Annotated in this window: 13 protein-coding genes and 1 pseudogene; 5 read left to right on the forward strand and 9 right to left on the reverse strand. The window is 59.3% G+C overall.

The features are described from left to right. The first annotated feature begins 2 nt into the window (after positions 1–2). The gene (locus ACINK1_RS08345; RefSeq protein WP_376800948.1) at positions 3–731 is read left to right on the forward strand and encodes a DUF1028 domain-containing protein; all 729 of its coding nucleotides are present in this window, start codon (positions 3–5) and stop codon (positions 729–731) included. Between the two features lie 115 nt (positions 732–846). Then, the gene (infA, locus tag ACINK1_RS08350; protein ID WP_376800947.1) at positions 847–1,122 is read left to right on the forward strand and encodes a translation initiation factor IF-1; all 276 of its coding nucleotides are present in this window, start codon (positions 847–849) and stop codon (positions 1,120–1,122) included. Positions 1,123–1,188: 66 nt separating this feature from the next. Here the strand turns inward: infA and cynS are convergent, their stop codons facing one another. Genes cynS through ACINK1_RS08370 form a run of 4 tightly spaced genes read right to left on the reverse strand, consistent with a single transcriptional unit; the run spans position 1,189 to position 4,843 of the window. Further along, complete coding sequence (gene cynS / locus ACINK1_RS08355) at positions 1,189–1,674, reverse strand: cyanase (RefSeq protein ID WP_376800946.1); 486 nt, start codon at positions 1,672–1,674, stop codon at positions 1,189–1,191. Between the two features lie 34 nt (positions 1,675–1,708). Then, a complete protein-coding gene (locus ACINK1_RS08360; protein ID WP_376800945.1) occupies positions 1,709–2,614 on the reverse strand; it encodes an ABC transporter ATP-binding protein in 906 nt (301 codons plus the stop codon). Between the two features lie 5 nt (positions 2,615–2,619). Continuing rightward, complete coding sequence (ntrB, locus tag ACINK1_RS08365) at positions 2,620–3,459, reverse strand: nitrate ABC transporter permease (protein WP_376800944.1); 840 nt, start codon at positions 3,457–3,459, stop codon at positions 2,620–2,622. A gap of 4 nt (positions 3,460–3,463) precedes the next feature. Then, positions 3,464–4,843 carry a CmpA/NrtA family ABC transporter substrate-binding protein gene (locus ACINK1_RS08370; protein WP_376800943.1) on the reverse strand — a complete coding sequence of 460 codons (1,380 nt, stop codon included), beginning with the start codon at positions 4,841–4,843 and terminating at the stop codon, positions 3,464–3,466. Positions 4,844–5,204: 361 nt separating this feature from the next. Here ACINK1_RS08370 and ACINK1_RS08375 point away from each other — a divergent pair, with 361 nt between their 5' ends. From ACINK1_RS08375 to ACINK1_RS08385, 3 genes are all read left to right on the forward strand, one after another. Beyond that, positions 5,205–6,137, forward strand: a complete 933-nt coding sequence (locus tag ACINK1_RS08375; protein ID WP_395760076.1) for a ketopantoate reductase family protein — start codon at positions 5,205–5,207, stop codon at positions 6,135–6,137. A 44-nt stretch (positions 6,138–6,181) separates the two neighbouring features. Then, positions 6,182–6,763, forward strand: coding sequence for an amino acid synthesis family protein (locus ACINK1_RS08380; protein ID WP_376800941.1), 582 nt, complete (start codon positions 6,182–6,184; stop codon positions 6,761–6,763). Positions 6,764–7,084: 321 nt separating this feature from the next. After that, complete coding sequence (locus ACINK1_RS08385) at positions 7,085–8,056, forward strand: MBL fold metallo-hydrolase (protein WP_376800940.1); 972 nt, start codon at positions 7,085–7,087, stop codon at positions 8,054–8,056. 56 nt (positions 8,057–8,112) lie between these two features. On the opposite strand, the gene ACINK1_RS08390 is transcribed toward ACINK1_RS08385, so the two are convergent. The 5 genes and pseudogenes from ACINK1_RS08390 to ACINK1_RS08410 all read right to left on the reverse strand — a co-directional run bounded on the left by ACINK1_RS08390 (position 8,113) and on the right by ACINK1_RS08410 (position 12,868). After that, positions 8,113–8,499, reverse strand: coding sequence for a hypothetical protein (locus tag ACINK1_RS08390; RefSeq protein ID WP_376800939.1), 387 nt, complete (start codon positions 8,497–8,499; stop codon positions 8,113–8,115). An 8-nt stretch (positions 8,500–8,507) separates the two neighbouring features. Then, positions 8,508–9,614 (reverse strand): 4-oxalomesaconate tautomerase, encoded by a 1,107-nt coding sequence (locus ACINK1_RS08395; RefSeq protein ID WP_376800938.1) that lies wholly within the window; start codon positions 9,612–9,614, stop codon positions 8,508–8,510. Positions 9,615–9,725: 111 nt separating this feature from the next. Then, entirely contained in the window at positions 9,726–11,012 is a 1,287-nt protein-coding gene (locus ACINK1_RS08400) for a TRAP transporter large permease (RefSeq protein WP_376801004.1), read from the reverse strand. Between the two features lie 213 nt (positions 11,013–11,225). Continuing rightward, positions 11,226–11,783, reverse strand: a pseudogene (locus tag ACINK1_RS08405) (TRAP transporter small permease); the annotation flags it as partial. A 68-nt stretch (positions 11,784–11,851) separates the two neighbouring features. Continuing rightward, positions 11,852–12,868: a DctP family TRAP transporter solute-binding subunit gene (locus ACINK1_RS08410; protein WP_376800937.1), complete on the reverse strand. Its 1,017-nt coding sequence runs from the start codon at positions 12,866–12,868 to the stop codon at positions 11,852–11,854. Between the last annotated feature and the right edge of the window lie 54 nt (positions 12,869–12,922).

Below are 12,922 nucleotides of genomic sequence, written 5' to 3' on the forward strand. Positions count from 1 at the left end.
GCATGACGTGGTCGATTGTCGCCAAAGACAAAAGAAGCGGCGCCTACGCTGTCGCCGTCACCACCTGCGCCTTTGCGGTTGGCGCCCGCGTGCCAGCCGGTGGCGGGCTGATCGGCGCGCTCGCCTCGCAGGCCTTCACCAACCCGCTTTACATGGTCGACGGTCACCGCCTTCTGCAGGAGGGACGCAGCGCCAGCGACGTCATCGCCATTCTGACGGCTGCCGATAGCGGGCGCGAGCATCGCCAGCTCCACGTCATCGACCGCGAAGGCCAGACGGCCCGCTTTACCGGTAGCGAATGCATCGACTGGTGCGGATCGGTGTCAGCGCCCTTCGTTTCGGTTGCCGGTAACATGCTGGCTGGTCCGCAAGTGGTGGACGAAACACTGAAAGCCTATATCGCCGGCGCGGATCTCGAATTTGACGAACGTCTGCTGCGCGCGCTTGAGGCCGGCCAGCAGGCAGGCGGTGACAAACGCGGCAAGCAGTCAGCCGCCCTCAAAATATGGACGAGCGAGGCCTTTCCCGATCTCGACCTGCGCGTTGATGATCATGGGGAGCCACTCGTCGAATTGCGCCGCCTGCTTGGCGTCGCCCATGAGCGCTTCGTGCCGTTCCAGCAGGCTTGCGCGACCCGCCTCAAACCGGCTGGCATGACTGACCGGGCGGAGCTTGAAATTCATATTGATGCCTATCGCGCACGGCGTGCCGCCGCGAAGGTGGATGGCTGACCAGCGCGTTTGGTGCTTGAGGAAAGCGAAAAACCGTATAAAAGCCTGTGCAGCGCACATGCGAGGACAAGCTGGTCCGCAATATTTTGAATAGCTGATGGAGCAATCGACCTAGATGGCGAAAGAAGAAGCACTGGAATTTGAAGGCACGGTTCTTGAAGTCCTGCCCGATGCCAAATTCCGGGTGAAGCTGGAAAACGACCATGTGGTGGTCGCCTATACTGCCGGCAAGATGAAGAAAAACCGCATCAAGACGCTGGCCGGTGATCGCGTCACGGTTGAAATGACGCCCTACGATCTTGATCGTGGTCGCCTGACCTTCCGCCATAAGGGCGAAGGTGGCCCACCTCCCGGCGGTGGTGCTTTTCGCGGCGCGCCTCGTCGTCGTTGAGCCTCGGGGGCCGCTGGCAGGCGGCTCCCTGATCCTCTCGCAGTGCAGGCAGATGATCCTGCGCGCTCAGCCTTGTTCCTTGAAGCCATATTCAGGAACGCCCTGCTCATTGCCGTAATATTTGTAGGGCAGGAACTTGCCGGTGAGATTGATCTTGACCCGGTCGCCCTTGGGGTTTGGCTGGCGCTCGATATGGCAGTCAAAATCGATGGCCGACATGATGCCGTCGCCGAATTCCTCCTCGATCAGCGCCTTCCACGCCGGGCCGTTGATCATCACCATCTCGTAGAAGCGATAGATCAGCGGATCGGTTGGCGGCATCGGCGTGCCACGATTGGGCACCTCGTTCAGCATCGCCTCTTCTTCCGCCGACAGGCCGAACAGTTCGGCAGCCCGCCTGGCAAGAGGCCTGACGAGCTTCATCTGGCCAAGCAGCGCTCCCACGACGAGGGTCGGCGCCATGCCGTTGATATGGTCGACGATATACTTCCACGTCCAGCCATTCCGACGCTTGATATCGAGGATTTTTTCGGTCAGTTGAGCACGGATCATGGAATACTCCCTGGAGGGTGATGTGTGAACAAAGCTAGCTTGCGGCGCGTGTTGCTGCTGGCATGAGGGCAGGGGCGGCAAGCGGTCGGACAACCGGCGGGTGACGATTATTGCGCGGTAAGCCGCCGGCAACGCGCGCCGCCTGTTCCTCGGCAAAATTCTTGGAGCGCGATACAAGAAAATCGACGATATGATTGCGCACCGCGTAATAGTCCGGGTGCTTGTGCACTTCCGTGCGTGCGCGATCGATCGGCAGCGGGTTGTCAACGATTTCGGCGATTTGAGCGCCCGGACCATTGGTCATCAGCACAATTTTGTCGGCAAGATAAATCGCTTCGTCAACGTCATGGGTGATCATGAACACTGTCTGGCTCGTATCGCGACAGATCCGCCGGACCTCGTCTTGCAGCGTGCCGCGCGTCAGTGCATCGAGTGCGGAGAAGGGTTCATCCATCAACAGGATTTTCGGCTCAATCGACAGCGCGCGCGCAATGCCGACACGCTGCTTCATGCCGCCGGAGAGCTCAGCAGGCTTCTTGAATTCAGCACCTGAAAGGCCAACCACACCCAGCGCTTTTTCGGCATGCGCCTTGATCTTGTCGGCTGACCAATTGGGCCAGCGCGATTTCACCGCATAAGCGACATTGCCGAGCACCGTTTTCCACGGCAGCAAGGCGTGCGACTGGAAAATGACCGCGCGGTCGAGGCTAGGGCCTTCTATGCCCTTGCCGTCGACCACGACAACACCCGTGGACGGCTCATCAAGACCCGCAAGGATGTTCAATACCGTCGTCTTGCCACAACCTGAATGGCCGATGGCGCAGACGAATTCGCCACGACGTATCGAAAACCACAAATCCTCAAACACCGCGATCGGCAATCCGTCAGCCGCAGGATAGGCGCGGGCGATGCCCTCAATCGAGATGAAACGCTCTGACATCTCACCTATTCCGGATAACTAACGAGGCGGGTCAGGCGCGACAGCACCAGGTCAAGCGCCATGCCAACGACGCCGATGACTAAAATCGCAATGATGACATTGGTGATCGACAGGTTGTTCCACTCATTCCACACGAAATAGCCAATGCCTGTGCCGCCAACCAGCATCTCGGCGGCGACGATCACCAGCCAGGCAATGCCGATCGAAATACGCATGCCGGTCAGGATCGTCGGCGCTGCGGCGGGCAGAATGACGGTAAAGGCCTTGCGCAGTGGCCCGACCTCAAGGGTACGCGCGACGTTGAGCCATTCGCGCCGGACACTGGCAACACCGAACGCCGTATTGATCAGCATCGGCCACAAGGAACAGATGAAGATAACGAAGATGGCCGACAGCCCTGAATCCTTGATGGTGTAGAGCGCGAGCGGCATCCAGGCGAGGGGTGAAATGGGTTTCATGATCTGGATGAACGGATCAAGCGCCCGGCTGATCAACGCCGACATGCCGATGACGAACCCCAGCGGCAGTGCCACCAGGATCGCAAGCCCGTATCCCGCCGCCACGCGCGCAACCGACCAGGCGATCTGGACGCCGATCCCCTTGTCATTGGTGCCGCGATCATAGAAAGGATCGCGCAGATGCGTCCACAAAGCCCGCCCGACATCGAGCGGACCGGGCATCGCCGATTTTCCCTGCGTCGCAGTCTGTCCAAGCAATTTTGCGTATTCGGGGTCGATATTGGCGATCGGTGTCGATCCTGCGGTGGCGATATGCCAGGCGCCGAGGAAAATCGCCAGGATTACCAGCGACAGCAGGCCGGCACGAAAGGGCAGTGACGTTGTCATTCCCTCAGCCGCGCCTGATCGCGAAGGACGCCACATACTCCGCCGGCTTCGACGGGTCGAACGGCTTGCCCATCACCGAAAAGCCCTTCGTCGAGCTGGCGGGAGGAGTAAGCCCCGCCTCCTTCATCACGGCACTTGTTTCAGTCGCCAGGAATACCTGGCGGGCGATCGAGGCATAATCGACATCGCCCTTGATCTGCCCCCAGCGCTTCATCTGCGTCAGGATCCACACCGCAAAGCTTTCCCAAGGGAAGGGATCGAAGGCGATGCGGTCCGGGACCTTGCGGATGGCGCCGAGACCGTCGGCGAAGGTGCCGGTCAGTACCTGCTCGACCACCGTCACGGGCTGGTTGAGGTAATTGGCCGGGGCAATCGCTTCGGCGATTTGCTTGCGGTTCTCATGCTTCTGGGCGAAGGCCGTTGCCTCGATGATCGACTTCAGCAGGGCCTTGTAGGTGTTGGGCATCGTCGTCACGAATTCCCGCGAGGCGGCGAAGGCACAACACGGGTGGCCGTCCCATATTTCTTTCGACAGGATGTGGATGAAGCCGACGCCGTCATAGACCGCCCGCTGGTTGACGGGGTCAGGGGCAAGGAAGCCGTCGATATTGTCAGCACGCAGATTGGCGACCATTTCCGGCGGCGGGACCGAGCGGATCTGCACATCCGCATCAGGGTCGATGCCATGTTCCGCGAGATAGTAGCGCAGCAGGTAATTGTGCATCGAATAGTCGAACGGTACGGCGAACTTGAAGCCTTTCCATGATTTCGGGTCACGCTTGTCCTTGTGCTTCACGGCAAGCGTGATCGCTTGCCCGTTGATGTTCTCCACCGCCGGCATCGTATAGGGGATGGGGTTCGAGCCAGCGCCGACCGTCAGTGCGAGCGGCATCGGCGACAGCATGTGCGCAGCGTCATATTCCTTGTTGATTGTCTTGTCGCGGATGACAGCCCAACCCGCCGTTTTGACGACTTCGACGTTCAGACCCTGCTTTTCGTAAAATCCCATGGGATGAGCCATGATGATGGGCGTCGCGCAGGTGATCGGGATAAAGCCGACCTTGAGGTCTTTTTTCTCGAGCGGCCCGCCCTGGGCAAAAACATCGCTCGCCGTTGCCAGCGGAAAGAACTGCGAGATGGCGGCGAGCGCCGTTGAGGCGCCCACCGTCTTGAGGAACAGGCGGCGGCTCTCGTCATGGGGAAACAGAGCCCGCATCACGGCTGACTGAACGATCTGGCTGATCTGATCATCACTGGAAGCCGCCGGCGTGTCGACCGCCTCGGCAGCAAAGCGATTATGCTCCTCAAGGCTTGCATGCTGCCCGCAGGCGCATCCGGAACGGTTGAGGCGTGAGGGCGAAAACGGATTTCGAAACATCGACATGAAGCGGCCTGTCCCTTGGTTGAATCCAGCCAATTCTGGAAGAAGAGAGCAATCCGCGTGCCATGTGCCGACGATCAATAAATATCTGAAATTAATAACAAAAGAACAGATTAGGTCATCGGAGCTCTGCATCGATGATTAGATATTATGCAAAGCCGGGGTCATGCACTGGATATGCCTGTAAAATGAGCAATCGCGCGATCAATGACGGGCGACCTTGCGCCGGCACTGTTCCCGGTGCCCATCTTCAGTTTAGCCGCCATTCGAGAATTCGGCTTCATTCACGTTTTGCCTATGGCATAGTGTGCCAACCACGTGTGAACCGCTCGACAAGGCGGACACCGGCTGACGTCAAGAGGGCATGATGCGTATTTTAATTTTGGGCGCCGGCGGGATCGGCGGTTATCTGGGTGGCAGGCTGGTTGAGGCAGGGGAGGATGTGACGTTTCTTGTCCGGCAGGCGCGCGCCGACCGCCTGAAAATGGATGGCCTGCGTATCGAAAGCCCGCTCGGCATGTTGACCGTGCCGGTCAAGACACGGCTGGCCGAAGACGCACCAGCTGCATTTGACGCCGTTGTCATCGCCTGCAAAGCCTTTGATCTCGACACGGCGATTGCTGCGGTGAAGTCAGGGGTGGGCAAAGGAACAGCCATCATTCCCTTTCTCAACGGCGTCAGCCATATTGATCGGCTGAAGCAGGCCTTTCCTGAAGCCGTGACACTGGGCGGCGTTGCTCATATCTCGGTGACATTGCGCGATGATGGCGTCATTCAGCATATGTCGCCGCTCTGCCGGTTTCGCCTCGGTGCCTTCAGCGATGCGCCATCGCCCATAGCCGACAAGCTCGTGGAGAGCATGAAGGCGGCAAAAATCGAGACAACGCTCACTACCGCGATCGCGCAGGATTTGTGGGACAAGTTTGTTTTTCTGACCACGCTTGCCGGGATCACCTGCCTGATGCGCGCTGCCATCGGCGATATCCTGGAAACGCCATCGGGTGAGCGTATCGTCCGCCAGCTGCTGGATGAGTGCACGTCGGTTGCCGCTGCCGAAGGGTTCAAGCCCGCCCCGCAGGCATTAACCACCTATGTCGCCAATCTCACGGAGCGCGGCTCGCCGTTCAAGGCGTCGATGTTGCGCGATATCGAACGCGGGGCGGCGACCGAGGCCGATCATATCGTGGTTGACATGCTGGCGCGCGGCCACAGGCACGGGCTGGCATTGCCGGTACTCGATATCGCCGCCACCCATCTCAAGACCTATGATGCCGTGCGCGCCAAGGCGCAGGGCTGAATTCTGACGAGGCCATCCCGTCCCGATGATGAAAGCAGGTTCGAATGGATGTGCGCCAAATCCTGTTGTTTGATCAGGAAATTCTTCGCGAGGGTGGCAGGCAGCTCGTGACGCCCACGCGTCGCATCGCCGCCGCGGCCATCATTCATAATCCTTTCGCGGGAAGTTCACCGCTCGATGATTTCTCTGAACTCGTCGATATCTCAGTGCGTTGCGGTGAAATATTGACTCAAAAGATCATGCAGGCGCTGGGGCCTTTGACGCCTGTTGGCTATGGCAAGGCCGCGCTTGTCGGGCTCGCAGGTGATCTTGAGCATGGCGCGGCGATGATCCATGTGCGCATCGGTCTTGCGATGCGCAAGGGAGCCGGAGGGGGACCAGCTCTCATTCCGGGAAATGCCAAGGTCGGCGCCGCCGGGTCGTCGATTGATATCATCTTCGGCGGCATCGAGGATGGCTGGAACTATGATGCGATGGACTCGATGACGATTGCCGCACCCGATGGCCCGAAGGCGGATGAAATCCTGCTGGCGGTGGCTTTTCTCGCCGGCGGTCGCCCCAATGCCCGCATTCGTGGTGCAACCCAGTCAGCGGTTGAGGCGCTGGTCAGGGATATGAGAAAATAAGTCTCTGATTGCTTGCCAAGGTTGAAAGAGGAGGCGTAGCCTCACATCAGATAATGCGCTGGGCAGCAACACGGATCAAATGGGAGGATGGCGATCACGACGGCGCATGCAGGTGAATTCACCATCACCCTCCAGCCGGGTGCGATTCACACGAAATCGTGCATCAGGCGCGGCAGGGAACGGTTCGACGGTCATCAACCGGGCGTGATATAGCACCATGGCGGCTTTTGGATCGTCGATTGCGTGCGGGCGGCCCGCACGTGTGTATAGAAAAAATGTCAGATGCCACATTCACAGATGCCACATTCAATGGAGCAAAGCATGACGTCTCTTTCCCGGCGTAATTTCGTGTTGTCGGCTGCCGGCGCGGCAGCGGTTTTTGGCCTTGACAGGCCAGTTGAATTTATCGGCAGCGCCCATGCGCAGAAGGGGCCTGAGTTCAAACCCTTTGCCAAATTCAAGGTGGGTGACGCCGAAGTCACGACCATTTTCGACGGCATGTGGGAAAAGCCACATGATCCGAATTTCGTGCGCAACGCCTCCGTGGACGACGTTAAGGCGGCGCTAAAGGCCAGCGGACAGACGGACGCCCATGTGCCGGTCCCGTTCACGGTGACGGTGGTGAAACTTGGCGGCAAGACCATCATGTTTGATTCCAGCACCGGAGGTCAGACCGGTGGCGCCAATACCGGTCTCGTCTTCTCCAGCGGCATGAAGGCCGCTGGTATCGATCCAGCGAGTATTTCGACCATCCTGGTCACTCATTTCCATGGCGACCATATTTTTGGCCTCATGGCAAAAGACACCAACGCCCAGACCTTCCCGAATGCCGAAATCGTCGTGTCGGCGATGGAGTATAAATTCTGGACGGATGCGGGCGTCATCGACAAATTGCCCGCGCCCGCCCAGGGCCTTGCCAAACGCATTCAGGCAACCTTCCCGACCTGGAAAAATCTGCGTCAGGCCGAAGCCGGCACCGAGGTGGTGCCCGGCATCAAGTCGATGCTGACCAATGGCCACACACCCGGCCATACCAGCTACGTCCTCGGGTCGGGCGCCTCGCAGCTTTGGGTCACCGGCGACGTGACCAATATCCCGGCGCTCAACATGAAAAATCCCGGCTGGCATATCGTGTTCGACTCAATCCCCGATCTTGCCGAAACCAATCGGCGGGGCCTGTTCGAGAAGGCTATCGCCGAGAAGGCCGTCCTGACGGGCTATCACTGGGGCGTGCCGGGCGCTGGCACCATCGTCAAGGATGGCAATGGCTACGCCTTCGTGCCTGTCGCCTGAACGACTTATCTTTGATTGATTAGGCAAGCGGCCGGAGCGATCCGGCCGTTTTGCTTTCAGCGACCGGGCAGGGCGACGCTCTGCTGACGCCCGCCATATCCCGATTTCTGGTCACGGCCTTGAACCTGGACTGATGTGATGCCTGCTGGAATGGCGACACCGTAAAGCTCGCGGGTGAAGGGCTGCTCATCGGCGTGATCGTGCAGCAGAACGCGCTCGCCATACACCTCGCCCTTCGGTCCAATGACACGGAAGGCATCAGCATAGCGTTGGGCGGTGTCATAGGGCGAGGTCATCGTGACGTCAAAGTCAAACGTGTTGCTGCCGCGGGCTGAAACCTTGACGGCCACGACGTCGGGGTATTTCGCTTCCGGTGTTTGCGCAGCGCCCGTGCGCAGCGCAGCCATCAAGACGACGATCACCACCATCAGGTATCTATGCATTGCAACCCTCAACTCGTTTGGACCAGTGTCGCTTGCAGCAGGTGAGACGGCACCATCACCTCGCCGCGCATGATCGGGCGCGCGGTGCGCAACGTGCCAGCCACCACATCCATATCCGCGCCCTTGCCGCTTGTCGTCAGCAGCACATCGACCTGACCTGACGGGTGCTCGATCCATATGGTGCGCGGATTATCCGGCGAGGCTGTCGCGACCTCATGGGCGATTGACCCTTCAAGCGCGCAGGCCGCTGACACGCAGACCGCGCCGGTGACCGCATGGGCTGCGTGGAGCGCATGCGGGGTCAGATAGCGCGACATGATGGTTCCTCCCGCCCGCGGGCGCCCGAGGAGACCGACCTTGGGGATCACCTTGTCGCTGACATCGCCAAAACCCATGCGCCGCCCGGCCTCAAGGCGGATGGGCTCTATGCGCGCAAAAAGTTCCTTGTTGGCATTGAACGCCGCGCGCGGCTCATCGCCAGTCACGCCAAAATCAGCAGCACGCATCATGATCATCGGCATTGCCACATCGATGCACGACACCTCGATGCCGGCGATGGTGTCGCGGACATGTCCGGTTGGCATCATCTTGCCCGATACCGAGCCCACCACGTCCATAAAATTGAGAATGATGGGAGCCGCAGTGCCCGGAACGCCGTCGATGCGCGCGTCTCCATGATAGCTGACGCTTTTTCCCGGCGTCTTGACGATCGCCTCGATGCGCGACTGCGTGTTGACATTGTAGATCATCACCCGGGTTTCACCCTCGGATGCAGGGTAAAGCCCCGTTTCGATGGCAAACGGCGCAACCGCTGCCAGCATATTGCCGCAGGATGGCGAGGTATCGACGAGCGGTTTGGTGATGTCGACCTGCGCGAAGAGGTAGTCGATGTCGACACCGGGGCGCTCCGATTTCGAGATGATCGCGACCTTGCTGGTCAGGGTATCCGCGCCCCCCAACCCATCAATCTGCCGCAGATCAGGCGAGCCCATGGCAGCCAGTAGCACACGGTCACGGGCAGCAATATCGGCTGGCAGGTCGCTTGCCTTGAAGAACGGCCCCTTTGAGGTGCCTCCACGCATGTAGAGGCAGGGAATGCCGACAAGATCGCCCATGGTGCACGGCCTCCTTCAACGAATGGTCGATGACGGCCAAGTGCTAGACCCGGACGGCGTCGGACGCAATCGTTGATGGACGCCTAGCATCAACAGGCAGGCGTACGGCTGTTAACCTCGCATTCCCAGCACGGTCGGCAGCCACAGCGACAGGCCCGGCCAATAGGTGACCACGACAAGGAAGCAAAGCATCGTCAGCAGCCATGGCCAGACCGCGATCGTCAGCTCGGTGATCCCCATCTTGGTTATCCCCGAGGCAACGTAAAGATTAAGCCCGACCGGTGGATGACACAGGCCGATCTCCATGTTGACCACAATCAGGATACCGAAATGGATGGGATCGATACCGAGCTTCACGGCCACCGGGAACAGAATGGGCGCCATGATCAGGATGATGGAGGATGGTTCCATCACATTGCCGGCAATCAACAGCAGAATGTTGACGACAAGCAGGAAGGCGATCCAGCCAAGCCCCTGGTCGATCATCCACTGCGCCATCGCCTGCGGAATATTCTCATGCGTCATGAGGAAGGAGAACAGCACCGCATTGGTGATGATGTAGAGCAGCATGGCGCTGGTATTGGCCGATGACAGCAGAACACGCGGAACATCAGTGAGCTTCAGATCCTTGTAGACGTAAACCGCCACGATGAAGGCGTAAACGGCACTCATCGCCGCCGCCTCTGTGGGCGTAAACAAGCCGGCATAGATACCGCCGATGACGATCACGATCAGCAGCAGACCCCACAGGCAATCCTTCAACGCTTTCAAGCGCTCCCGCGTTGTTGCCTTGGGCAGGCGCGGGTAATTATTGCGCCAGGCGCGATACCAGGTGGTCAAGGCCAGCAGAAGCGCCAGACAAATTCCCGGAATGATGCCGGCGATGAAGAGCTGGCCGATCGACGTATTGGTCGACACCGCATAGATGACCATGGCGATCGACGGCGGGATGAGAATGCCGAGCGCGCCGGATGTGGTGACGACGCCGGCGCCGAAACGCGGCGGAAAGCCATGCGAGATCATGGCCGGCAGGATGACCGAGCCGATGGCAACCACGGTTGCAGGCGATGATCCCGAGATGGCGGCAAACAAGGCGCAGGCGAGCACTGCCGCCAGCCCAAGGCCGCCATGCATGTGGCCGACCATCGCGCTGGCGAAATTGATCATGCGCCGGGCCACGCCGCCATGGGTGAGGAAATTACCGGCGAGGATGAAGAACGGGATCGCCATGATCTCGAATTTCTCGATGCCGGTGAAGAGCTTCAGCGCCACCGAGGCGACAGGAACCTGGGTGAGGGTGAACAGGAACGTCAGCACCGTCAGGCCAAGCGCGATTGATACCGGCATGCCGGTCAGCATCAGCGACAACAGCAGGGCAAAGACGATGACCGGGCGCAATGTGGCGGGAACGTCGAAAATTCCCGCCTTCTGACCGATGCACACCAGGACAATCAATAAGGGAATGAGGATGAGCAAAAGCCCGAGGGTCTTGCGCTCACCGCGCACCGTGATGGTGGAGCCGGGCGCTGGCGCCTTGATCTCCTCGACACCTTCCACCTGCATATGGTCGTGGTGCGGCAGCTCGCCGGTCTTCGAGAAAGTCCACGCGACCTGCAGGAAGCGGAAGCACATGAGGGCCGAGCCGACAGGCACGGCAAGATAGACCACCCACATGGGCGCTTCGAGATCGTTCGAAACCTGTCCCGTCTGGTTGATGTGATAGACGAAATCGGCGCCAAGTGTGGCGATGATGCCCGTAAACAGCGCGCCACACAGCAGGCCGAACAGAACGACGCGTTTGCGCCTGCGCTCCGGCAGCATGAGGACGAAGACGTCGACGCCGACATGGATGCCGGTCCGCACCCCATAGGCAGCGCCGAACTTGGCCATCCAAACGAACAGGTAGATGCAGAGTTCCTGCGCCCACGACAGGTCCCAGGCGACCATCCACATGAAAATGGATTGAAAAAACGCGCCAACCCCCGGCAGGCCGTTGGCGATTGCCAGTTTCGACCAGTCAGCCGATGCTGCCGTACCGTAGCGGTGGATGACGGCGATAAAAATAATGACGGTCGCTACTGCGATGAGGAAGGTAATGATCAATTCTTCCAGACGATTGAGGAGCCTGGAAAGCAGAGGAACAGAAGCCGAAACCGCAGCAGTCGTCATGGCAGCACCCACAAAACGGACCGGGACTTGATCCCGGCCCGACAAGACAGCAAGGACAATTCAGGCGATCAAGCCGTCTGACCAGTTACCTTGCGCATGACATCTATCGCTTCTTTGCCAACCCGGCTTTCCGCCTGCTGCCAGACCGGAGCCATCGCCTTATACCATTCGCCTCTCTGCGCTTCCGTCAGATTGTGAATGGTCGTGCGCCCTGAGGCGATGATGGCCTTCAGCGCATCACTGTTCTCTTCCAGTGCAATCGAATTGGCGTAAACGCTCGCCTCGTCCATCGCCTTTTCGAGCGGCACACGGATGTCGGCGGGCAGCCCGGCCCAGATTTTAGCATTCACGATAACAGCGTATTGCAGATGCCCGTGCTTGCCATTGGTGATGTGCTTTTGCACCTCATGGAATTTCTGCGTGTAGTAATTCGATGGTGTGTTCTCGCAACCGTCGACAACTCCGGTCTGCAAGGCTTGATAGACTTCCGAGAAAGCCAGGATCTGCGGGATGGCTCCCATCCGGCGGAAATAAAGATCGGCGATCTTTGATCCCGAAATGCGGAATTTCAGCCCCTGGAAATCAGACGGCTTCAAGAGAGGCACATTGGCTGACACCATATGGAAGCCGTTGTCCCAGAACGCCAGGCCCTTGACGCCGCGCGGTTCAAGCTTGGAGAGCAGATACTGGCCAAGCTCACCTTTGATGAGGGTCTGGAACTGGGCTTCGTCCTTGAAGGCAAACGGCAGATCGAGCGCCTCAAATTCCTTGGCACCCAGTGGCGCGAATTTAGCGGTCGAGGGCGCCAGGAACTGAACGGCGCCAAGCTGCAGCGCCTCGATCTCTTCCTTGTCCTTGAAGAGCTGCGAATTGGGGTAGGTTTCAACCTTGACCTTGCCGCCCGTGTATTTTTCCGCAAGTTCACGGAATTTGATCGCGCCCTTACCCTTGGGCGTGTCGTCAGCCGCGACATGGCTGAATTTCATCACCAGCGGCGCTTGCGCGCGACCGGGAACTCCGTAGGCCGCGGCCAACGCTGCTGTGCTGACGCCTAAACCGAATTGACGACGAGAAATTGATCCCATTTGTACCTCCCTGTTGCGGCCGTTTCGCCGCCTTTCCTGATTCATAACCGCAAA

Origin of the sequence: Raskinella chloraquaticus (SeqCode) (assembly GCF_021731865.1) — a bacterium.
GTDB lineage: Bacteria > Pseudomonadota > Alphaproteobacteria > Rhizobiales > UBA4765 > Raskinella > Raskinella chloraquaticus.

Coding starts and splice junctions, on each gene's coding strand:
- ACINK1_RS08345 (WP_376800948.1), top strand. CDS start 3: ATGACGTGGTCGATTGTCGCCAAAGACAAAAGAAGCGGCGCCTACGCT.
- infA (WP_376800947.1), top strand. CDS start 847: ATGGCGAAAGAAGAAGCACTGGAATTTGAAGGCACGGTTCTTGAAGTC.
- cynS (WP_376800946.1), bottom strand. CDS start 1,674: ATGATCCGTGCTCAACTGACCGAAAAAATCCTCGATATCAAGCGTCGG.
- ACINK1_RS08360 (WP_376800945.1), bottom strand. CDS start 2,614: ATGTCAGAGCGTTTCATCTCGATTGAGGGCATCGCCCGCGCCTATCCT.
- ntrB (WP_376800944.1), bottom strand. CDS start 3,459: ATGACAACGTCACTGCCCTTTCGTGCCGGCCTGCTGTCGCTGGTAATC.
- ACINK1_RS08370 (WP_376800943.1), bottom strand. CDS start 4,843: ATGTCGATGTTTCGAAATCCGTTTTCGCCCTCACGCCTCAACCGTTCC.
- ACINK1_RS08375 (WP_395760076.1), top strand. CDS start 5,205: ATGATGCGTATTTTAATTTTGGGCGCCGGCGGGATCGGCGGTTATCTG.
- ACINK1_RS08380 (WP_376800941.1), top strand. CDS start 6,182: ATGGATGTGCGCCAAATCCTGTTGTTTGATCAGGAAATTCTTCGCGAG.
- ACINK1_RS08385 (WP_376800940.1), top strand. CDS start 7,085: ATGACGTCTCTTTCCCGGCGTAATTTCGTGTTGTCGGCTGCCGGCGCG.
- ACINK1_RS08390 (WP_376800939.1), bottom strand. CDS start 8,499: ATGCATAGATACCTGATGGTGGTGATCGTCGTCTTGATGGCTGCGCTG.
- ACINK1_RS08395 (WP_376800938.1), bottom strand. CDS start 9,614: ATGGGCGATCTTGTCGGCATTCCCTGCCTCTACATGCGTGGAGGCACC.
- ACINK1_RS08410 (WP_376800937.1), bottom strand. CDS start 12,868: ATGGGATCAATTTCTCGTCGTCAATTCGGTTTAGGCGTCAGCACAGCA.